The organism is Ruegeria sp. AG6 (assembly GCF_056541565.1).
Window position 1 is genome coordinate 1 of record NZ_JBQFYQ010000006.1, and the last position, 19,311, is coordinate 19,311.

Annotated in this window: 21 protein-coding genes and 1 tRNA gene; 12 read left to right on the top strand and 10 right to left on the bottom strand. The window is 57.5% G+C overall.

Annotated features, from left to right (window positions below; genetic code table 11):
- Positions 1–384 precede the first annotated feature (384 nt).
- The gene (locus ACR0I0_RS13250; protein ID WP_171638636.1) at positions 385–888 is read right to left on the bottom strand and encodes a hypothetical protein; all 504 of its coding nucleotides are present in this window, start codon (positions 886–888) and stop codon (positions 385–387) included.
- A gap of 404 nt (positions 889–1,292) precedes the next feature.
- Between ACR0I0_RS13250 and ACR0I0_RS13255 the strand changes: the two genes are divergently transcribed.
- Positions 1,293–1,382: transfer RNA gene (locus tag ACR0I0_RS13255), tRNA-Ser, on the top strand.
- A gap of 305 nt (positions 1,383–1,687) precedes the next feature.
- On the opposite strand, the gene mgtE is transcribed toward ACR0I0_RS13255, so the two are convergent.
- Positions 1,688–3,052 (bottom strand): magnesium transporter, encoded by a 1,365-nt coding sequence (gene mgtE / locus ACR0I0_RS13260; RefSeq protein ID WP_210093388.1) that lies wholly within the window; start codon positions 3,050–3,052, stop codon positions 1,688–1,690.
- Positions 3,053–3,171: 119 nt separating this feature from the next.
- Between mgtE and ACR0I0_RS13265 the strand changes: the two genes are divergently transcribed.
- The 4 genes from ACR0I0_RS13265 to ACR0I0_RS13280 are packed head-to-tail and all read left to right on the top strand — an operon-like array spanning position 3,172 to position 5,874.
- Complete coding sequence (locus ACR0I0_RS13265; protein ID WP_245223572.1) at positions 3,172–3,426, top strand: hypothetical protein; 255 nt, start codon at positions 3,172–3,174, stop codon at positions 3,424–3,426.
- A 5-nt stretch (positions 3,427–3,431) separates the two neighbouring features.
- Positions 3,432–3,932: an ATP-dependent zinc protease family protein gene (locus ACR0I0_RS13270; RefSeq protein WP_480491796.1), complete on the top strand. Its 501-nt coding sequence runs from the start codon at positions 3,432–3,434 to the stop codon at positions 3,930–3,932.
- On the top strand, positions 3,929–4,834 hold the full coding sequence (rimK, locus tag ACR0I0_RS13275; RefSeq protein ID WP_171638640.1) for a 30S ribosomal protein S6--L-glutamate ligase: 906 nt from the start codon (positions 3,929–3,931) through the stop codon (positions 4,832–4,834). The genes ACR0I0_RS13270 and rimK overlap by 4 nt, the downstream gene beginning before the upstream one ends.
- A 5-nt stretch (positions 4,835–4,839) precedes the next feature.
- Positions 4,840–5,874 carry a succinylglutamate desuccinylase/aspartoacylase family protein gene (locus ACR0I0_RS13280; protein ID WP_480485915.1) on the top strand — a complete coding sequence of 345 codons (1,035 nt, stop codon included), beginning with the start codon at positions 4,840–4,842 and terminating at the stop codon, positions 5,872–5,874.
- Between the two features lie 47 nt (positions 5,875–5,921).
- Here ACR0I0_RS13280 and ACR0I0_RS13285 read toward each other — a convergent pair whose 3' ends face one another.
- Together ACR0I0_RS13285 and ACR0I0_RS13290 are read right to left on the bottom strand one after the other, a co-directional pair.
- Entirely contained in the window at positions 5,922–6,287 is a 366-nt protein-coding gene (locus tag ACR0I0_RS13285) for an SPW repeat domain-containing protein (RefSeq protein ID WP_171638642.1), read from the bottom strand.
- 18 nt (positions 6,288–6,305) lie between these two features.
- Positions 6,306–6,554: an EF-hand domain-containing protein gene (locus ACR0I0_RS13290; RefSeq protein ID WP_171169366.1), complete on the bottom strand. Its 249-nt coding sequence runs from the start codon at positions 6,552–6,554 to the stop codon at positions 6,306–6,308.
- A gap of 255 nt (positions 6,555–6,809) precedes the next feature.
- Here ACR0I0_RS13290 and ACR0I0_RS13295 point away from each other — a divergent pair, with 255 nt between their 5' ends.
- The 5 genes from ACR0I0_RS13295 to ACR0I0_RS13315 all read left to right on the top strand — a co-directional run bounded on the left by ACR0I0_RS13295 (position 6,810) and on the right by ACR0I0_RS13315 (position 12,338).
- Entirely contained in the window at positions 6,810–7,661 is an 852-nt protein-coding gene (locus ACR0I0_RS13295; RefSeq protein WP_209834763.1) for a LysR family transcriptional regulator, read from the top strand.
- 139 nt (positions 7,662–7,800) lie between these two features.
- Complete coding sequence (locus tag ACR0I0_RS13300; protein ID WP_480491798.1) at positions 7,801–8,115, top strand: Rid family hydrolase; 315 nt, start codon at positions 7,801–7,803, stop codon at positions 8,113–8,115.
- 6 nt (positions 8,116–8,121) lie between these two features.
- On the top strand, positions 8,122–8,415 hold the full coding sequence (locus ACR0I0_RS13305; RefSeq protein ID WP_480491944.1) for a class I SAM-dependent methyltransferase: 294 nt from the start codon (positions 8,122–8,124) through the stop codon (positions 8,413–8,415).
- Positions 8,416–8,962: 547 nt separating this feature from the next.
- Positions 8,963–10,942 (top strand): phosphatase PAP2 family protein, encoded by a 1,980-nt coding sequence (locus tag ACR0I0_RS13310; RefSeq protein WP_480491800.1) that lies wholly within the window; start codon positions 8,963–8,965, stop codon positions 10,940–10,942.
- Between the two features lie 148 nt (positions 10,943–11,090).
- Entirely contained in the window at positions 11,091–12,338 is a 1,248-nt protein-coding gene (locus tag ACR0I0_RS13315; RefSeq protein WP_480491802.1) for a hypothetical protein, read from the top strand.
- Between the two features lie 7 nt (positions 12,339–12,345).
- Here the strand turns inward: ACR0I0_RS13315 and ACR0I0_RS13320 are convergent, their stop codons facing one another.
- A complete protein-coding gene (locus ACR0I0_RS13320) occupies positions 12,346–13,287 on the bottom strand; it encodes a YcaO-like family protein (RefSeq protein ID WP_480491804.1) in 942 nt (313 codons plus the stop codon).
- 68 nt (positions 13,288–13,355) lie between these two features.
- Here ACR0I0_RS13320 and ACR0I0_RS13325 point away from each other — a divergent pair, with 68 nt between their 5' ends.
- Both ACR0I0_RS13325 and ACR0I0_RS13330 read left to right on the top strand, forming a co-directional pair.
- Complete coding sequence (locus ACR0I0_RS13325; RefSeq protein ID WP_152456717.1) at positions 13,356–13,667, top strand: hypothetical protein; 312 nt, start codon at positions 13,356–13,358, stop codon at positions 13,665–13,667.
- Positions 13,668–13,700: 33 nt separating this feature from the next.
- Complete coding sequence (locus tag ACR0I0_RS13330) at positions 13,701–15,320, top strand: hypothetical protein (protein WP_480491806.1); 1,620 nt, start codon at positions 13,701–13,703, stop codon at positions 15,318–15,320.
- 7 nt (positions 15,321–15,327) lie between these two features.
- Here ACR0I0_RS13330 and ACR0I0_RS13335 read toward each other — a convergent pair whose 3' ends face one another.
- From ACR0I0_RS13335 to ACR0I0_RS13355, 5 genes are read right to left on the bottom strand one after another with little or no spacing between them, the layout of a single operon-like run.
- The gene (locus ACR0I0_RS13335; protein ID WP_152456719.1) at positions 15,328–15,711 is read right to left on the bottom strand and encodes a carboxymuconolactone decarboxylase family protein; all 384 of its coding nucleotides are present in this window, start codon (positions 15,709–15,711) and stop codon (positions 15,328–15,330) included.
- A 17-nt stretch (positions 15,712–15,728) separates the two neighbouring features.
- Complete coding sequence (locus ACR0I0_RS13340; RefSeq protein WP_480491809.1) at positions 15,729–16,475, bottom strand: sulfotransferase-like domain-containing protein; 747 nt, start codon at positions 16,473–16,475, stop codon at positions 15,729–15,731.
- Positions 16,472–17,308, bottom strand: a complete 837-nt coding sequence (locus ACR0I0_RS13345; protein WP_480491810.1) for an aspartate racemase/maleate isomerase family protein — start codon at positions 17,306–17,308, stop codon at positions 16,472–16,474. Before ACR0I0_RS13345 ends, ACR0I0_RS13340 begins: the two co-directional genes overlap by 4 nt.
- Positions 17,309–17,327: 19 nt before the next feature.
- Positions 17,328–18,416, bottom strand: coding sequence for an aromatic ring-hydroxylating oxygenase subunit alpha (locus ACR0I0_RS13350; protein ID WP_480491812.1), 1,089 nt, complete (start codon positions 18,414–18,416; stop codon positions 17,328–17,330).
- On the bottom strand, positions 18,413–19,300 hold the full coding sequence (locus ACR0I0_RS13355; protein WP_209834748.1) for a MurR/RpiR family transcriptional regulator: 888 nt from the start codon (positions 19,298–19,300) through the stop codon (positions 18,413–18,415). Before ACR0I0_RS13355 ends, ACR0I0_RS13350 begins: the two co-directional genes overlap by 4 nt.
- Between the last annotated feature and the right edge of the window lie 11 nt (positions 19,301–19,311).

The following is a 19,311-nucleotide window of genomic DNA, read 5'->3' on the forward strand; positions in this document are numbered from 1 at the left end:
AGGTCGTAGGTTCAAATCCTACTCCCGCAACCAATATTACCTACATAAAACAGTATGTTACGCACCGCCTCAAGGCGGTGTTGCAATTTGTCCCAACCCCGCTGGAAGCACTGTGGAAGCAAGCGGGCGTAATTAAGGTTGTGCTTTCGGGGTACGCTGTAACCGTCGCGTCATAGGGACCATCGGAGCTGTGCCAGAGCTCCTTCACCGGACGGTCACGTTCTTATTGATGGATTGCGCCAAACATAATCGAGACCCCGATCACATAACGAGGCGTTCTGAGGAGCCCGCTCCGACCGGTTTTGAGATCAAAAAGCAGTTCATAGCAGAGGCGGAAGAGGTCAGGTCAGCCGGTCTAGTATGCCAGCTGACTTTGAGAACAAATCAATCAACTTCCGGCAGCCAGAACCCACCACGTTCCCAACGGTAGACGCGGTCAACCAATTTCGACGGGCAACAATTTGGATCACCGTCAGCGAAGTCTTTTCCGACGATATGCATTCGGTTAGACGCGAGCGCTTCTATTGATATCAATCCGCGCGCAGGTATACCTACAAATTCAATTTCCGCCGTTGCCCACATGTCGACATGGGCCGCCGAAGGCCGGTATTCCGGAACACGTACTACGACCGGCGTGAATGCGCTTGTTCCAGCCCCACCTGCGCATCCGACATCTACAACCGGAAACGCAATATATGTAGTGACGTCAAAATCGTCAGTGCCAAGTTCCGCAAGCAAAGATTGTGCGGCTTCTGGATCCGCGCAGCCTACAGCGTCAACAAAACTACCTACTTTCTCGTTAATAATAGCCTCTCTGTCAGCATCCATTGCCATCGCATTCGACATGACCAATGCCATCGCTCCAGCGGATGCGAGAAATTTCTTCATTCTGTGCCCTTCTTGGATTTATTAACCACACCGCTCTTAATAAAGGCGAGGGTGGTCGTAAAGTGAGCCATTATTCGTTTGCATTGCCCTGCGCTGCCGCCGCTGCCCGGAGGAAATGTAATCTAATCGAAACAAGAGAGCTTCTTCGCTTTCAGAATGCGATCTCTCAATCGACGCAGCAATGCAGAATGGGGATTCGATGTGCCCTGTCGTTTCGAACCAGGCGGTTCGGTGGTTTAACGTTGGAGAACGCCCCGGAAAAATTCTCCAATTCTGGCCGATGATTCATTTAAGTTGGCGCCTTTTACCGTGATTTCAACGGGTTCAGCAATTTTGTCAGAGAGAGGCACAAATCATATTTTTCGCCTTGTATTCCCGTCGCTTGCAAGGATATACCCGTCGGCGGAGACGTGGCCGAGTGGTCGAAGGCGCTCCCCTGCTAAGGGAGTAGGCGGGAAACCGTCTCGAGGGTTCGAATCCCTTCGTCTCCGCCATCAACCTATTTTAGACAATTGACGTGGTGCGTATAACGTTCCATTTAGTTTTTATTAATAGGCGTTTACCGACTCACAGCATCATCGTGAATTTTACTGGTTACCCCTAGTGTTATTCAATAAGTGGCATTTAAATGTCTGCGCTAAGCGCAAAGCTGACAAAGAAGCTGGTGGAGAATCTGGGTCCGGGTCGGCATAGCGACGGCTCTGGTTTGCACCTTGTTGTTGATCCATCGCGTGCGCGGCGTTGGATAGTACGCGTACCAGTCACCCGACCGAACTGATGGTTCGGGTGCGGGAAAGCGTCAAACCAGAAGTGGCATCATTGCGGTTGCAAGGCTCAGGACGAGGAAGAACCCCGCCATGTCGGTTATAGTCGTCAGTAAAGGGCCGCTGGCGACAGCAGGGTCCTGACCGATGCGCTTCAACAGCAATGGCAGAACACCGCCAATGGACACGGCGACGACGGTGTTGAGCGCAAGCGCTCCACCAATCACCAGCCCCAAAAACGGGTTGCCTTTCCACACCCAGGCAACGAGGCCGATCAGAAGCCCCAGAACGAACCCGTTGATCACCCCGACCGACACTTCTTTGAACCAGACACGCATGGCGTCGATGGGCCGGACAAGGCCGAGGGACAACTCGCGCATGCTGACGGCGACGGCCTGATTGCCCGAGCAGCCGCTCATGTCGGACACCATCGGCAAGAACACTGCAAGCGCGATCACCGCGGCAAGGGTTTGTTCATACGCGGCGATTACGCTGGCCGCGATCACATTGAGAACAATGTTGGCCGAAAGCCATTGAAGCCGTCGCCTCGCACGAAGCGGCAGTGGCATCGACCGAAGCTCATCGCCGAAGACACCCTGGCGTTTCAGGCTGGCCGATTCCGCACGTTCCAAAAGGGCTTCATCAACGGCAGACCGCGAGACAACGCCCACCAGGTGCCCGTCTGCTTCCACGACCGGTAATCCAAGAAACGGGTGTTCATCGAACAAGTCTTCCAGTTTCTCCAGCGGCATGTTGGCTGGGACGGTAATTGGGGGCACCATGATATCGGTCAAACGCGCGCTTCGGCGTGTGGACACGAGGCTGCGCAATGAGACCACGCCAATTGGGGCACCATTCGAATCCAGCACATAGGGGTGCTGACCCCGATAGCGTTCAAGGTCGTATTCTTCGTTGGCGAACCGCCGTAGAACCTTCCCAACTGTATCGGTTTCGGAGAACGTGAAGGCTTCGGCAACCATGAGGCCGCCCGCGACATTATCCTCGTATTCCACCAGCCGACGAACATCTGCGGCGTCCTCAGGATCCATCCGGGTAAGGATTGCTTCCGCATCTGCGTCTTCAAGCTCTCCGATGACATCGGCCTGAACATCAGAAGCCAGCTCTTCGATGACTTCTGCGGCCTGCTCCGACTCCATGCGCTCGACAAGATCGACCGCCATCGCGTTCGGCGCCTCTTCGACAAGTTCGGCAGCCAGTTCCGGTGGCAGCAAAGACAGTACGGCACTCCGCTGCTCTACTGGCAGATTGAGCAGTTCACGCAGGGCATCGCTCAACGGAAGCGGATCAAGCAGCCGAGCGAGTTCAGCGCCGTCACGCTCTGCCAGGGCTTGCTGCAACTGCGTTTCCAGTTCCCTCGGGATAGTATCTGTGTCGCTCATATTCGATTCTTTGATGTGAATTCTGGAGAATGTATGACTTTTAGCAGATTTTTTTTACCTATAGACAAATTTTAATTGCCAATATAGAAAAAGTCATGCTTGAAAATGACTGGATATCCATGACCGCCGTACGCCTCGCCGAGCTTTACGATCAGGACTTTGGCGGCAAGCCGAATGGCCGTTATCGAATACCGGACAAGCTCGTGCGCCGGATTGCAGGGCGCAGGCGATTGTACGAAACAGACATCCGTGCACTTTCGGTTGCACTTTTTGAACTTGGGTACGTGTTAATCGACATGGATACGTTCTATGTCGTGATGGGCGCCAATTCGTTTGTGAACTACAGACGTGCCAACGATGACTGCATAGAGTAGATGCTATGGTGAAGCGTGTCTCATACCCAGAAATCATAGGTTGGCGTGAACGCATCAGCCTGCCCGACTTCGGAATAGAGAATATCCCGGCCAAGATAGACACCGGCGCAAGAACCGCAGCGCTCCATGCCGTGGACCAGACCGTATTTGAGATTGACGGCGAGCGATGGGTCGAGTTCATGATACCAGTCCAAAACCGCCGTTCACCAAACCGGGTTCGAACCAGGGTTGTCGACGAACGCGAGATCAAGAACACAGGCGGTGTCCCCGAACGTCGACTGATCGTGAGAACGCAGCTTTTGCTTGGGCGGCATCGCTGGCAGATCGACGTTTCGCTGGCCAACCGTGCGAAGATGGAATTTGATCTGATCCTCGGCCGCACCGCCATTCGCAGGCGGGGAATTCTTGTCGATCCGGGTCACTCCTATCTGCTGGGTTCCGGAAAAGCTCCAACTGGGATCAAGAGAAAAGCCACATGCAACGACCCGGAAGGACAACGCCAATGAAATTTGTCATGCTGGCCCGCAATCCAGAACTTTACTCCCATCGTCGTCTGAAAGAAGCCGCCGAGCAGCGCGGCCACGAGCTTGATATCGTGAACACGCTGCGCTGCTACATGAACATCGCTTCACGCCGACCCGAGGTCTACTATGACGGTAAGAAGCTTGGGCGTTATGACGCGGTAATCCCCCGGATCGGAGCATCGGTCACATTCTATGGGCTGGCCGTGCTGCGACAGTTCGAGATCATGGGGGTCTTTCCGCTCAACGAGTCAGTGGCGATTGGCAGATCTCGCGACAAGTTGCGTTCCATGCAACTCATGGCGCGGGACGGCATTGGCCTGCCTGTCACCACGTTCGCTCATGATCCTAAGCAAACCGACGAAGTTCTCAAACTCGCGGGGGACGCTCCTCTGGTGGTCAAGCTTCTGGAGGGTACGCAGGGCATCGGAGTGGTTCTTGCCGACTCGAACCGCTCGGCAAAATCCGTGGTCGAGGCATTTCGCGGCGCGAAAGTTAACATCATGGTACAGGAGTTCATCAAGGAAGCGGGCGGTACAGATATTCGTGCGCTTGTGGTTGGTGGCCGCGTTATCGCGGCGATGCAGCGGAAGGGAGCCGAAGGAGAGTTCCGATCCAACCTGCACCGGGGCGGAAGCGCCCAGCCCATCAAGATTTCACCCGAGGAACGCTCTACCGCTGTGCGTGCAGCCAAGACGATGGGGCTGAATGTCTGCGGCGTAGATATGCTGCGCGCCAATCATGGGGCGGTTGTCATGGAGGTGAATTCCTCACCCGGACTTGAAGGGGTGGAAAAGGCAACTGGCATTGATGTTGCAGGCAAGATCATCGAGTTTCTTGAAAAGAACGCCACCAAGGGAAATACCAAGACCAGAGGGCGCGGATAACAGCCATGCGCGAGCCATTTGAAATCGGCGGTTTCACCGTCCCGGCAGGCACGCGGACTACGCTGGACCTGCCGGTGAGCGTGATGTCCGATCATACGCCGGTCAGCATGTCAGTGCATGTGGTTCATGGCCGCCGCCCAGGACCGGTCCTGTTTGTCAGCGCGGCGATTCATGGCGATGAAGTGATTGGCGTCGAAATCGCACGGCGATTGCTACGGGCCCCTCAACTCGACAAGATCGCGGGCACGTTGCTGGTTGTGCCAATCGTGAACGCGTTCGGCTTCATGACACAATCGAGATACCTTCCGGACAGGCGCGACCTGAACCGGTCGTTTCCCGGCAGCGAGGGCGGATCATTGGCGGGCCGCCTCGCACATATCTTTATGACCGAAATTGTTGCGCGTTCCGACCTCGGTATCGATCTTCATTCTGCCGCGATCCACCGCACCAACCTGCCTCAAATTCGAGTTTCCCCGGCCTCGGATGCGACGATTAGATACGCCGATGCGTTCGGTGCACCGGTCGTCATGATTTCCAAGCTGCGCGACGGGTCCCTGCGAAAAGCGGCACAAGAGCGAGGTGTCGATGTGCTGCTGTTCGAAGGGGGAGAAGGGCTGCGTTTCGACGAACTTTCGGCCCGGGCGGGTCTTGCAGGTATTCTTCGGGTTATGAACGCGATGGGCATGGTCGCCAGGCGTGGCATCGCTACCGTGCGTGAGGCGCCGGTTCACGCACGGACGAGTTCCTGGGTGCGCGCTCCGGTCGGCGGTTTGCTTAGAACGTTCAAGGCAGCGGGCGAATATGTGGAGGTCGGCGACTTGCTTGGCCGGATCTCGGACCCGTTTGGCGAAGTAAGAAAGGACGTTCTTGGAGAAACGGACGGCATCATTGTGGGCCGTACCAATTTGCCATTTGTGCACGAGGGCGACGCGTTGTTTCATATCGCCAAAACGACGAGCGCAGATGTTGAAATGCGGATCGACATGATCGCCAATCAGCTCGACGGTGATCCAATGTTCGATGAGGACGAGATCATTTAGGTGGCCTGAATGTGGGGGCGCGGGGCAGTTTCCCACCCCGCGCCGGTTTACGAGATTGCACGCAATCCGCGGCTTGCCATTACCTCCCATGCGGCGAGCGCGATCAGCGCCGATCCCGTTAGCCATGCATTGGCCGTTGCCACAATATGGCCGGTGAAATTCAGCGCTGTTGGTGCGACGATCAGCGAAATCCCCAGTGCCGATACCGGAGTCACCCGTGCGAGAAGGTGGCTCCGACCGTCAGCGCCGGACATGACCAGAACACCAATGCCAATTGCCATGAAGGCGAGAGCTTCAAGTTCAGCCATGCCCTGCAAAAGAGTTTCCTCACGAAACAGGACAAAGGGGGACAAAACCAACCAGATACCCATCGCGGCAAGCAGCCATTTTTGAGGCAGGATTGGCTTCCTCATAACCGTGACAACCTTTGCTTACTGATCCCCTGTGGGACCAGGGAGAAGCTCTGCATCAACGGCGGCAACCAATTCGTCGTCATTGATGAAACCATCGGCATTTGCGTCGATCTCCAGGAAGAGATCATCCGAGACTTCAGGATACTTGGTCTGAAGCTCTGCCAGCGACGCCAGGCCATCCCCGTCCATGTCAAGATCAGCGGGCATGGCGAATGCCGGAACAGCAAACAGTGAAGAGAGCAGAGCAACAACAGAAACTCGACTCATTTTGTTATCTCCATGAGAAAATGGGCTTCTTGCCCATTGTGGGGTTGGTGCAGCGCTCCGGTGTCGGTGGCGTTTCTACAGGTTTCAGATTGCAACGGTTCCTCAGATCGAGATCTCCACTACAAACGAGAATTTTGATTGGCGTTCCGATCTGGCGGGGCACCTTCGCGCTACTTAGAGAATATGGCACACACGTATCTTATTGAATAGCGAATTTTTTGCGCAGATAATATCGGATATTCGAATAGGTGACCGATGGATATTGAACTTGCTCGAACTTTCCTCGCTGTGGTGGAAACTGGAACCTTTCTCGACGCAGCCAACAAGGTTCACGTCACACAATCGACAGTGAGCATGAGAATCAGAACTCTCGAGCAACAGCTTGGTCAGCCGGTGTTCCAACGTGGTAAGTCGGGTGCAACCTTGACCATTGCCGGGCGACATTTCCTCAAACACGCTCAGGTTCTGGTGCGCACCTGGACACAGGCAAAGCTGGACGCTGGTCTTCCCGCTTCCATGGCCGCAGCGCTGGAAATCGGCGCGGCGCCGAGCCTTTGGGACGGGTATCTCATAAACGCCTTACCAGAGTTGATGGCAGCGTTGCCGAACGTTGCCGTCAGAGCCTCGGCGGCCTCCTCCGAAGCGATGGCTCGAGAGATCGAGGAGGGCAGCCTCGACCTCGCCGTCATGTACCGTCCGCGGAACGCCTCGGGCTTGTCCGCACTTCAACTTTTTGAGGATGAGTTTGTACTTGTCAGCAGCGGCCCTGACGCCGAACCCGCCGCACTGGGCAGCGCTTACATCCTGATAGATTGGGGCCCGGAGTTCCGCGCCGACCATTTGCTGAACTTTCCAGAGCTTGACGCACCGCGCCTTCAGCTGGGCATCGGAACCTTGGGCCTGCAGTATCTGAAATCTGTTCCCGCAGCTGGCTACTTCCCCAGGCGCGTGATCGAAACGGAACTTCAGGACGGGTGGCTCACGCTGATCGAGGCAGCACCAAGGTTTGCTTACGCGGCCTATGCGGTGTTTGATGAGAGCGAGGTGGATGGATTCCCGGGTCAGGCCGCGCGACGGCTTCGCAGCTTCGCGGACTCCATGGGTTGAATTGCCAACTGGTCAGAAACGACGTTTCACGAACTCGATTCCGGGAGAGATTTACTCAACAAACCAGTCCAGACTGAGATCACACATTGCAGGAGAGTTAGCAAGGAAGGGGCGGCAACTCGTCTCTAATGGAAACCCTGTGGAGGAAATCGTCGGCTTCAGCCGGGCGGTTCGGGTTGGAGCGTTCATCGCTGTCGGGGGCACCGCGCCAGTAGATGTGAACGGCAAGACGCTAGGCATCGGTGACGTCTATGCCCAGCCCAAGCAGTGTTTCGAGATCATCAAGGCCGCTCTCGAACATGTCGGGTCCGGCCTGCAGGACATCGAGCTAACCCGTGTTATCCTGACGGACATCAACAACTGGAAGGACGCGATCGAGGCCCGCAAACTGTACTGCCGCGACGCTCGACGCGATCTCGCTGCCAGCGCCCGCGCCCCGGGCATGCACTGCTAGGAGTGGATCGAAGCGTCGGCGCAATCCATGCCCCTCGACGACGGCGAGTTCGATCTGGCTTTCTGCCATCACGGCCTGCAGTTCTTTCCGGACAAGACAGCGGCCCTCAGCGAAATCCGCAGAGCGCTGAAGCCCGGTGCATTGTTGGTTGTAACGTGCTGGAAAGCCATCCCACCCCTTTTCGCGCCAAACCAGTTAGATCATGCTCATGCTGCGAAGGGAAAAGCAGATGAGAAACACCATCACAGGGTCGGTCGAAGAGAAAGATCCAGATTTGCGACCGAATGTCCGCTTCTGTAACGCTTGAGTGGTGACCCTGCGGTCGCATCGAACTTCCGCTTCCCGCCAAAAACGACAATTGTTGCGCTCGTTACCTAAGTCGTCTTTGGGGCTTGGAGCGGTCGTTTGCTGAACTCTGCTTGAGTGTCTGCTTTAGTGTTTTACCGACATCCTGTGATATGACACTGTGCGCGATGCTTGGCTCGAAATCGAACTTAGTGTGGTATATATCTCGGTATTATTTCTTTTTACCTAAATTTAACAGTAATTTGCAGGCTTAGTTATACTGACTTCGTCTCCGCCATCCAACTTTCTTTATCTTTCTGTCCGGTGGAATGCGGCTCGAAGCTGGCTGGGCCCGTGATATCCTGTCTTGCATTGGATTCCGAAATTTCTCGAAAGATCGGAATGCGGCGGCGGGGCCTGGTGTCCAGCGCGATCGAAGCCTTTTCTACCCTGGACATTCTCAAAGTGTTGCAGAACAGGGCAAAAAGCCTGTCGGAATGACCGGTCACGATCCGGTAACGGCTTCGTGCGAATCGTTGTCTCCGTCGATCGGGAGAGCAACATGCCGCAACATATCATTCCGTCTGAACCCTGGCAGGACCTGGAAAAGCCCAATCGTGGATTGAACCGGGATCAGTGTCTTTCGAACGCGCCGATTGGTGCCAGAGACAGGGCAGCCGCCGAACATAACGGCGAAGCAGACCTGTTTGCCGGGACTTGGCCCACGAGCTTTTCGAAGGGCTTGCGGCATGACGAAAATGGTATTGTCGACGCGCAGGTTTATACCGAGTTTCTGGAAGAAGTGGCTGACCCAACCGGCACCGACAATCATGGAAACAGGCTGACGCTGTTTGACACGCCAGCCTATTCCGGGCCCTTCCGCACCGCGCCATCAGAGGGTGGTGAATTTAGATGGCGTGCGTGGGAAGGGCCGATCCTGGGTCATCGGTTGGGGTTCAATGGATTGGATGCCGGCGGTTTGGGTATCGCTCCGGCGCCCAGGCTTGGGTCAGATGAACTGGCGGCAGAGATGGCCGAACTCTATGCGATGGCCTGTCTGCGGGATGTGCCCTTCGAAACCATTCGGGATGGTGCCGAGGGAACCGACAAGGTGCTTGGCGCCCTGGGCCGGTTGGAGTGGTTCCGCAAAGACGGTTGCCCAAAGGATGCCAGCGGTGCCGAGATCGGGAAAGTACCGGCGGCGCGCCAGGTTCGAGATGGCGAAGGTCTGTCTTCGCGAACTTTGTTCCGCGGCTCGAGCCAAGGCTGTTCGGAAGGGCCTTACATGTCGCAGTTCCTTTTGCAGGGGTACGGCCCGCTGACGTCAGACGCGGCGCATGTGCAAGGGCGGTGGTTGGAAAAAACAACAACACCAGGGACAATGCCGTTTGGTTCATTTCGGCTTGACCAAAGGGTTGTACCTCAGGCTGTTGGCGTGGACTATTTGCGGGACTGGGCCGAGTGGCTGGACGTTCAGAACGGGGCGGACGCAACCGGCGAACAAGCCTTTGAGGCCTGTGGCCCGAAGTTTGTTGAAACACCTCGCGACCTTGCTACCTATGTGCATTTCGACTCGATCTATCAGGCTTTTTTCAATGCCTGCCTGTTGATGTTGGGCAGAGGGTTTCAAGCAGATGACGGTCTGCCCGATGTCTGGAATTCCCGTGCGGAGGATAGTGGGGCCCATTGGGGCGGATCACACGCGCTGTCAATGCTGGCAGAAACCGCGACCAGGGCAATGCGGGCCGTGCGACGCCAGACCTTTCAGGTGCACAACCGCGCCCGCCCTGAAAAGCTGGGCAGCGTTGCAACCTTGGTGGCGAATGGTCATGGCGCGGTGCTTGGGGCAGCGGAACCGTTTGCCGCAGCCCATCTTGAGAAATTGGAAAGCGCCGCCTGCGAAGATTTCAGTCTTGTGGAAGCCATTGCCGCCGCGCCGGCCACCAAGCGGTTCGCCCACAACGCGGTTTCTCATAAAGGGCTGCCACAAATCGATCGCAACCTGCTTTTGCCTGTTGCTTATCCCGAGGGTTCGCCAATGCAGCCGTCCTACGGGGCGGCGCATGGCGCAGTTGCCGGGGCGTGCGCGACGCTGCTCAAGGCGTTCTTCAGAACACATGCGCTGGACGGGTCCAGGGTAACTTTGGCAGAGGCGGGTATGCCGCGCGTCTTTGTTCCGGCTCCGGGTGGCAGGACACTGGTTGAGTCCGTGCAGCCAGAGGACAACGCAGCGAAGCTTACGCTGAATGGCGAGCTGAACAAGTTGGCTGCGAATATCGCGATCGGGCGCAATTTTGCAGGGGTACATTTCTACAGCGACTATTTCGACAGTATCCGAATGGGTGAACGCGTTGCGGTGGGCATTCTGGCCGAACAGATGGCGAATTTCCGGGGGGCCGCGAAAATGTCGCTTGAAACATTTGATGGAGATCGCCTCAACATCGTTGGCGGTCGTTCTTGCGGTAGCGAAATCCACATTGTGAACAGTACGCCCGAATTGTGGTGGACCCGTCATTTGCCTGAACAGGCGGGGTGGGCATGATGAAGCTATCAGGCCCCATGACAGGTCGATTTCCATGATGCTTCCTTGTTCGTCACCGGTGGCGATCGCCCTGTCGGAATTGAAACCCTGCGGGCATCGACCTCTGACTTTCCATTCTAGTGTCTCTGAAGCCCAACGGTGTTCTTTGATGTCTGTATTCCAATCGCCGGGACTTGCTGATCAAGGCGTGAACGAAGCCACCCGGTCAGCGTGGAATTCAAGCATTCAGAACATATTCGACGTGCAAGGTGTCAGCCCGTTTCTGGTCATGGATCCGCGTGACATAGAGGCGGGCCAGCCTTCGAATGGGTTCAGATGGCGCGCCGATCCCCGGGAACCGCGGGACTGTCTGGGCGATGAGCTGGCGGCGCGCGTGTGTGACCAAGGCTGGCCCGGCAGGGTTGAGCTGCACAATGAATATCTTGAATACACGTTGGTAATGCGACCCGATGCCGGTGGCAGACTGCGCCCGAAGCGTTTTGTGGCCACTACCGAGTTTGTGGAGTGGTGGCAGTTCATGGCGGTGTTCGATCTAGATCACTTCCTGTCGGTGGTCGCATCGGTGACCGGGCGCTTCTACTCCTGCACGGACCTGCTTGAAGTCTCACGGTCGGTATGGACATCGATGGATGTGTCCGAGCGTGCGGCCCGCTTTCACAAAAGGCTGGTGGGCAATGATGACGCGCATCCGCCGGAACATCCGTTGAATATCCAGCATGCCCTGTTTCTGGCCAAGGGCACGAACCGTTTGACCGATCTGATCCAGACCATGTATTTTTCTTCCTTCCCGTATCTCGTGAAGGACGGCGAGAGCAGGCGGCGCGCCCGGCTTGAAGAAGTTCTTGATTTCGCGAACCGGCAGGATCTGTACTGCGGGCATGCAGGGATCCGCCTGGTGAGCGATACGCTTGAACTGGCCGCGGGGAACTGTGGCAAGTCACCTGCGGGCCGGGCGATGGCATTCTCAGATCCGCTTGGGCTGTATATTCAGGCATTCCATACATCAGAACTGTTTGTGGGTGCGGGCGGGGTGCCTCGGGGCTGGGTCCGGTTCAGGCGCGGTGCGCCGGGAATGCACATGCGACTTGAATTCGGACCTGCCGACGACGATCCCCGGTTTCTGGATGATATCACGCTGGGAACAGGCGCTTCGGCGCGCCCTGTCTCGGGCTATGCTCTGGCCAGCCTGATCGAGGTCGGACCGATGATCACAGTTGCCGCCAAGCCGCGCGTGATCACCCGTGTCGAATTTGTTGAAATTCCGCATGTTGATCCGGGGCGGGTTGTCCGCAGCCTGCCCGAGACCGAACGTTGCAGGCAGCTTTTGGAATTCGCGGACCGTTGCAAGGCAAAGACCAACGGCGACACGACACGCTTTCGCAGAGACGGATCCTGACAGGTGCTCAAACTGCTACGGCTTTGACCACCGGAAGGGGAATTTCAGGTGCCGTCATGTCAAAAACCGCAACCGGACGACCGAGGGCGCGGCTTGCCGCTGTCAATACCGTCGTCAGCGACGGGTTCGGGCTGTCCCACGCCTGCACGTCGTACAACCGCGTCGGAGCAACAGGCCGGTCATTCTGCGCGCCACGATAAAGCCGGAGCAGACGGGCCTGTTCGGCATCCATGCCGTGATCCGTTACACCGTTGTGTTCAAGCATCACCATGTTGCGCCAGGACACCACCGCCTCGGATGCTGCGTGCCAGACGCCCTGCGCCAGATTTGCGGAAAGCGCCGATCCGTAGGTCGGCCTGCCGCCATCCGCATCTGCGCAGACCGCGCGCAGCAGAAGGCCGATGCCCGGAACTTCGAGGATGTGAAGGCTCAGTTGCCGCAGCTGGACGTGCAGCCACTGCGTCAAATCACGGGGCAGGACCGTGTCCGGCGCCAGGTGGTCAAACCCCTGCGATCCAAGAGCGTGTTCCAAACACTCCAGCGCCGCCCACAGCGCAGCGGCTTCATGTGTCGGGCCAGCCGCGGCACCTTTCGAAGTGACCTTTCCGTCACTGCCCGGAACACCCAGTGCAAGCGCGTCGTTTGGCATCACATGGGATGCGCCATCCGACGCAATCAGGCTTTTGCGGGTTTGTGGTGCTTCGGCACTGTATTGCAAGGCATAGCGCTCAATCGCTTCGAACCCGGCCAGCCGCGCCGCCTCTTCCGGTGTGCGGCCGGTGCCGAAAGACACGCGATGGCCCATCCCGCCCTTGGGCGGCAGAGTTCCGTCGCGCAGCTCGATCAAGCGAAAAGCCGCGTGGATCGGCGCAGCTTTGGGGAATTCGGCAAACGAGGGTTTGGAAATTAGCCGAGCAGTTTCAGCGCGTTCAATCAACGTGTCGGTCATTTTCATTTCCGGATAAGCATATAACGGGGTATACAAGCGGGCATTGTTGTTTGAGAAGGAGATTTTACATGGCTCGTTTGGCAATCAATCCGAATTACTCGTTGAAAGACTTGGGGTGCGAAGTTCTGAATGCCGCGCGCGGCCGTGCGCTGGGGTCGCAAGATGATCAGGACGCGGCGGAACGCAAAATTCAAGAAATCCTCGCGGACAGTGGTAACCCTGAGGTCAGGTTTGTCTATGATACCAAGGATCTGGTTCATATCGTTGTTCCGGACCTGAGTGACAAAAAGCCGGATCCGAACCCCGATCACGAGTCATGGTGCTGCAAACTGGCCTATGAAGCGATGGGTGGTATCGTCATATTTGGATGCAGCGGTTAACGACAACCCCCGAACGTTTCTTGAGGGCTGTAAGTGACTGAGGCAATAACCAAGGTTTTTTTGACCGGACCGTTTCAGATTATCCGTGACGACGGTCAGGATGTGACGCCTCGGGGCACCAAAGCGAAAGCTCTTCTTGCTTTGGTGCTTCTGTCAAAAAACGCGATACGCAGCAGGGCTTGGTTGCAGGACAAGCTCTGGAGCGAGAGTTCGCCCGCACAAGGCGCGGCGTCGCTGCGCAAAGAGCTGAGTGTTCTCAGCAAGCACTTTTCCAAGCACAAACTTGATTTTCTTGAAGTCACACGTGAAACGGTGTCGATCAATCTGACAGCTGTCGAGGTTGATCTGTTTGACGAGCAGCTTAGTTCCGATCGGGCTGAATTGCTTGAAGGGTTGGACGTTGCCGACCCCGAGTTCGAGGCGTGGCTGACGGTTGAACGGCAGGCCTATTGGGACATCGATACAGACTCAGACGGACCGGTTCTGGTTGGCCGCGGTTTGCCGGTGCATTGGGGGCGCTTGCGTCCAGCGGTTGTGGTTGAGCCTTTTGAGGTTGTCGGGGAAACGCCGGATATCAGCATTGCTGCCTCCTCCATACGAGACGAACTCATGTTTCTTCTGGGCACAATGTCCGACGTGATCGAACTGCGTGACGCGCGCAGGCAGGAAGGCGCGGTTGAAGGTTATGTTCTCAGCGGCAGCGTGGTTGGCGCGGAAGGTCTGCGGGTGGCCGCTCAATTGACGTCAACCGCGGATCAGGTGTGCCTTTGGACACAGCGGTTCCGCTTTCGTGCGAAGGAAACATTCGACGCGGTCGAAGAAATCGCCATGAAGGTTGTCGAGGCGCTCCAACTGCGATTGCGTGACGGGTATTGGTCAGAAATCTGGTCTGGTCGTGCCACTTCGACCGAGGCCTGGTCTGCGTTCCAGAAAGCGCGCATATTGGAAAGTCAGGCAACGGAAGACGGGTTGCAGGATGCCATCCGTCAATACCGCGCCTGTCTCGAGTTTGACCCCGGATACCTGCCGGCCCGTGTGGCGATCGGTTTCTGTCATTTGGACATGATCCGCCTGGGCATGGATGCAAACCCGGCCGAGACGCTGGCAATGGTCGAGGCCGAATGCAAACAGTTGCGCACTCTGAACCCGACTGACCCGTATTGCTCGGCCCTCCATGCTTTTACCCACAGTGTTGCCGGCAACACGTCAGAGGCTTGCAGCTTGATGCTTGCCGTCGTGGAACGTTTCAGCGGAAGCCCGGAACTGTTGGGATATTACGGCATCCTGTTGGTGTATGATGACCGGGCCGAAGAAGGCGTTTTGGTCTGCAAGAAAGCGTTGGCGTTGACGCCGCATCCGCCCATTTGGATCGAAGCAAATCTGGCAATCGCAATGATGATAACCGGGGACAAGGCCGCGTGGCAGCATGCCCATAACGTGTTGCGGGTTGACCCCGGACGCGTTCGCCCCAGGGTCGTACTGTGCATGCTGTCCGCCGCCGCCGGGAACCATTCCCTGGCGCGTCGACATGCCCGGCAGATTCTGGAATTGCAGCCGGGCTTTACGGCCGAACGCTGGGCCTGGCCCGGCTGTTTCAAGAACCGGCAACACTACGAGAAAGGCGTGCGGCTGTTGTCGGCGGCTGGTCTGTGACGGGTCGTCAGGTTTCTTCCAGCACCTTGCGGGCCACGCGAAAACACTCCAGCGCCTGAGGAACACCGCAATATATCCCGACCACGTGGATGATGGCGCGGATTTCTTCCTTTGAAACCCCATTGTTGATAGCGCCCCGGCAGTGGATTTCCCATTCATGCATCTTGCCCAGCGCACCGATCATCGACAGGTTCATCATCGACCGGGTCTTGGCGTCGATCACGTCGTCGCCCCAGCCAAACCCCCAGCACCAGGCCGTCATGGCTTCTTGAAACGGGCGGGTGAAGTCGTCGGCGGCAGCAAGGTTTTTTTCCACATACTCTGCGCCCAGCGTGTTCTTCCTTTGCTCGAGTCCTTTCAGAAACAGGTCTTCGTCGAAAATGTCGGCCATTGCGGGTCTCCGGTGTGTCAGTGTGTCAGGCGGTGTTTGTAAAGGTGATCGTAATGCGGTTTCATCCTGCGGTGCACCTGTTTCACACGGTCTGGCGCGTCCGCGATGTCGATATGCGTGCGGGTCTGCGGCGCAAGCCCGGTCGATTTCGCCAGGTTGCCATGGAACGACCCGCCGTCCCACCAGCTGAGGGCGGACGGATCACCGCCCGGTTCCCATGTCAGCGCCTCCTGGATGAATGGGATTCCCACCGCGTCACAGAAGGCCCGGGTCATGCCGTGTGGGTCTTCCAGCAGGTCATCGCTGTCAATGACCGGCGGCGGAGTTCCGTTCAACGCCGTCAACAGATCGAACAGCGCGCGCTGTTCGGGAAAGCCAACCTCGCCTTCGGCAAAGTCCGGCCATTGTTTGTACATCGAAGTGATGGTCTTGGCCGGGTCCCGGATCAGGAAGGCGTGGGTGAAATACGACAGAAACTCGGCATCCCACATGTGGTTGATGTAATGCGGAAAATCCTTGAGAAAGACCGGCCCCCGTTTCGCCCGCTGCTGAATGTCCAGCCACACGCTGTCCAGTGTCAGGCCCGGCGTTGTCACATCACCCGGTTGGAACCGATGCCAAAGCGGGTCTTCACCCTGATACCACGCCTCGCCAAAGGGCTCGTGCAGGCAGTCGAGATCACCGCGTTGCCGCATCATCCACTCGAACGCGGTTGACGTGGATCTGGGCACGGCCCAGAGCGCGAGGATTTTGTGCATGGTCATGGCCTCTCGAACAACTCAAGACGTTTCAGCAATTGCCCGTGCGGTTTGTCGGGTGCGATACCGAGGGATTTGAAGATGCGCCAGTAAAGCGCGATGTCGTGGCCGATCACCGGTTTGCCCAGCGCGTCTTCTAGCGTATCGGCCAGATGCAGCGGGCGCTGGGGCAAGCCACCGGGACCTGTGCGGAAATTGCACATGCCATTGATCAGGATCGCTTCGGCCCGAGGTGCCTTGTCGGCCACATATTCAAAGCTTTTCAGTGCCAGATCGCCGTCAAAGACCCAGCGACAGGAATTGACGTCTTCCTGACTGTCGAACCAGCCCTGATCGTGGAAATTCCCGGCCCAGACCACATCAAACCCGGCTTCTTTCAAGAAGCCGACCGTGCCCTGCCACCATTCCGGCCAATGATAGGCGGCGTTCAGGGCAACCTTTTCGACATTCAGGTCACGCAATGCCTCGACCATGGCATATCCCGCCATGTGAAAGCGGGTGCCATATTTGTCTGACAGGCCTTCGCAGTGTTGCCGAACGCCTTCCACGCCCAGCCCGCAGGCATGGACCCAATTCGAACCGACCTGACCGCAGACATCCACACCGTTGCGAGACATACAGTGCACGAAGTCTTCGAGCATGCCAAAGTTCTGTCTCCGCTGATCCAACCCGTGCACATAATCTGGCACATGCAGCATCCACCCGTGAACGCCCACCGTTTCGGGGCACATGCGCAGGAAATCCGAGGGCGCGGCGTCAAAATCGAACGGCGGGCAGGTGAACCCGACCTGATGGGGGAACAGTTTGTGTTCCGGGCGCCAGACTTCAGGCATCAGCATCAGCGTGCTACCTCGGCCACTAATCCACAGCCTCGCGCATCCATTGCTGAAGCCGCGCGATGGAATGTTCCGACATCACCCCGCAGCCCGGATCCAGAACAAGCGGTCCGGGGCGATAGCCCCGCGACTTGAGCCCGCGATGAACGGATTCCACAAGGCGGATGTCTTCCTCGACCGTCGTTTCGCGGTCTTGGACCGCCAGTTGCCGGATAACCGCACTGTCCGAGCCGCTCTCGGTGTACCAGCCGCGCCAGACCGTGCAGTGATCGGCATCAACCGCGCGCCAGTGATAGGTGTTCAGCACGTTGCCGGGATAACACTGGAACGAGAACATCGGCCACAGGAACCACGATTGGTAATCGCCCGCGTGCGGTACCGACAGGTCGATGGGATAGGTCATCTTGTCGAGGCTCTGGCATTCCGTTGTGTGACGTAGGACGTAGCCGCCGCCCGCGTCCGGCTGAATGTCATAGGTTTCGGGCTTGACCACACCTTCGGCAAAGGTCGGGTGGTTGGTCGGGCAATGGTAGCATTCCGAGTAGTTCTCGACACTGACCTTCCAGTTGCAGTTTTCGGGGATCTCGACCCATTCCAGCGGTTCCAGATCGTCGATATGCGGGACGAATGCGCGGATTTCCTCGCGCACACCGGGGTACCATTCATCCATTGGCGCGGCGTTGTCGTCGAGGTTGACGAAAATGAAACCGTTGAACACTTCGGTGCGCACCGAGGTCAGGCAAATAGCGCTGCGGTCGAACCCGGGGACGGATTTGATATTGGGTCCGGCACGCAGTTGGCCGGTCAGCTCGTAAGTCCATGCGTGGTAGGGGCAGACGACGACACGCGTGTTGCCCGCGCCGGTGACCATTTCATGCGCGCGATGCTGGCAGACGTTATAGAAGGTGCGGATTTCGCCGTCGCGGCCGCGAATGCAGAACAGGTTCTGGCCGGCGATCTCAAACGCAAAGTAATCCCCCGTTTCCCGGACCTGCGCGACATGGCCCGCAAACTGCCACGTTCGGGCCAGAAGCCCCTGCATTTCCTGCTCGAAAATCGCAGGGTCGGTATAGTATCGCGCGTCCAGTGAGTGGGTCAGGGGTGCGTTCATTCGGGCTCCTCCGCATAGAGGCCAAGTTGGTGTCTGCGTTGGTGAAACCGTTCCACCCGCTCGACGATCTCATCGCTGGACACTGCGATCACGAAGGACAGCAGCGTTTCCAGCAAGGCAATCGTCGAAACGGATGACGGAAAGAACTGCGGCGTGTCGGCGGCGACGACAAAGCCGTGGTGGGCGTTCAGGATCACCGGGCTGGCCGGGCTGTCGGAAATACCGATGACGGTCAGACCCTGTTGCCGAGCCAGCTTGATCGCCTCGATGACTTCGGTGCGATAGGGGTGGCAGGTGATCGCGATCAGTACGTCCTGCTCATCGGCCCAGGCCAGATCATCGACCGGGTTCGAGCCGGGGCGGGGAATGGCGTGAAACTGCTTCATCCCGGTCGACGCAAGATAGGTGAAATTGCGCGCGTTCGCGTTGTTGACGCCAACGCCCAGCGTGAAGATCTGGCGGCAGTTCCAGATAACCTCGGCGGCGGCCTTCAGGGTCGCAGCGTCGATTCCGGCAAAGGTTTCTTCGATATTGCGGATCGCCGCGCCCACCATATCGGCATAAAGCCCACCCAGTTCCCCTGACTTGCCAATGTCCTGCAACCAACGCGCGCGGTCTGGAAACGACACGTTGCCCCGTCGAATCGATTCGCGGAAGGGGGCCCGGAAATCTTCGTACCCTTCGAAGCCCACCTGCCGGGCCATGCGCACGAAAGTATTGGGTTTCACCTTGGCCGCCTCGGCAATCTCGCGCACGGTTGAAACCCCAACATCCGTTGGGTTTTCCAGAACGTAACGCGCGGCTTTCTGCGCCTCGGGGGTAAGGGCGTCCCACTCCTGGCTCAGGCGGTCCAGAACGGTTGATGATACATTTGTGTCATTCATGATTGACGATG

Coding starts and splice junctions, on each gene's coding strand:
- ACR0I0_RS13290 (WP_171169366.1), bottom strand. CDS start 6,554: ATGAGTCGAGTTTCTGTTGTTGCTCTGCTCTCTTCACTGTTTGCTGTT.
- ACR0I0_RS13295 (WP_209834763.1), top strand. CDS start 6,810: ATGGATATTGAACTTGCTCGAACTTTCCTCGCTGTGGTGGAAACTGGA.
- ACR0I0_RS13325 (WP_152456717.1), top strand. CDS start 13,356: ATGGCTCGTTTGGCAATCAATCCGAATTACTCGTTGAAAGACTTGGGG.
- ACR0I0_RS13285 (WP_171638642.1), bottom strand. CDS start 6,287: ATGAGGAAGCCAATCCTGCCTCAAAAATGGCTGCTTGCCGCGATGGGT.
- ACR0I0_RS13310 (WP_480491800.1), top strand. CDS start 8,963: ATGCCGCAACATATCATTCCGTCTGAACCCTGGCAGGACCTGGAAAAG.
- ACR0I0_RS13355 (WP_209834748.1), bottom strand. CDS start 19,300: ATGAATGACACAAATGTATCATCAACCGTTCTGGACCGCCTGAGCCAG.
- ACR0I0_RS13345 (WP_480491810.1), bottom strand. CDS start 17,308: ATGCTGATGCCTGAAGTCTGGCGCCCGGAACACAAACTGTTCCCCCAT.
- mgtE (WP_210093388.1), bottom strand. CDS start 3,052: ATGAGCGACACAGATACTATCCCGAGGGAACTGGAAACGCAGTTGCAG.
- ACR0I0_RS13270 (WP_480491796.1), top strand. CDS start 3,432: ATGGTGAAGCGTGTCTCATACCCAGAAATCATAGGTTGGCGTGAACGC.
- ACR0I0_RS13340 (WP_480491809.1), bottom strand. CDS start 16,475: ATGACCATGCACAAAATCCTCGCGCTCTGGGCCGTGCCCAGATCCACG.
- ACR0I0_RS13320 (WP_480491804.1), bottom strand. CDS start 13,287: ATGACCGACACGTTGATTGAACGCGCTGAAACTGCTCGGCTAATTTCC.
- ACR0I0_RS13350 (WP_480491812.1), bottom strand. CDS start 18,416: ATGAACGCACCCCTGACCCACTCACTGGACGCGCGATACTATACCGAC.
- ACR0I0_RS13335 (WP_152456719.1), bottom strand. CDS start 15,711: ATGGCCGACATTTTCGACGAAGACCTGTTTCTGAAAGGACTCGAGCAA.
- ACR0I0_RS13250 (WP_171638636.1), bottom strand. CDS start 888: ATGAAGAAATTTCTCGCATCCGCTGGAGCGATGGCATTGGTCATGTCG.
- rimK (WP_171638640.1), top strand. CDS start 3,929: ATGAAATTTGTCATGCTGGCCCGCAATCCAGAACTTTACTCCCATCGT.
- ACR0I0_RS13265 (WP_245223572.1), top strand. CDS start 3,172: ATGACCGCCGTACGCCTCGCCGAGCTTTACGATCAGGACTTTGGCGGC.
- ACR0I0_RS13280 (WP_480485915.1), top strand. CDS start 4,840: ATGCGCGAGCCATTTGAAATCGGCGGTTTCACCGTCCCGGCAGGCACG.
- ACR0I0_RS13315 (WP_480491802.1), top strand. CDS start 11,091: ATGTCTGTATTCCAATCGCCGGGACTTGCTGATCAAGGCGTGAACGAA.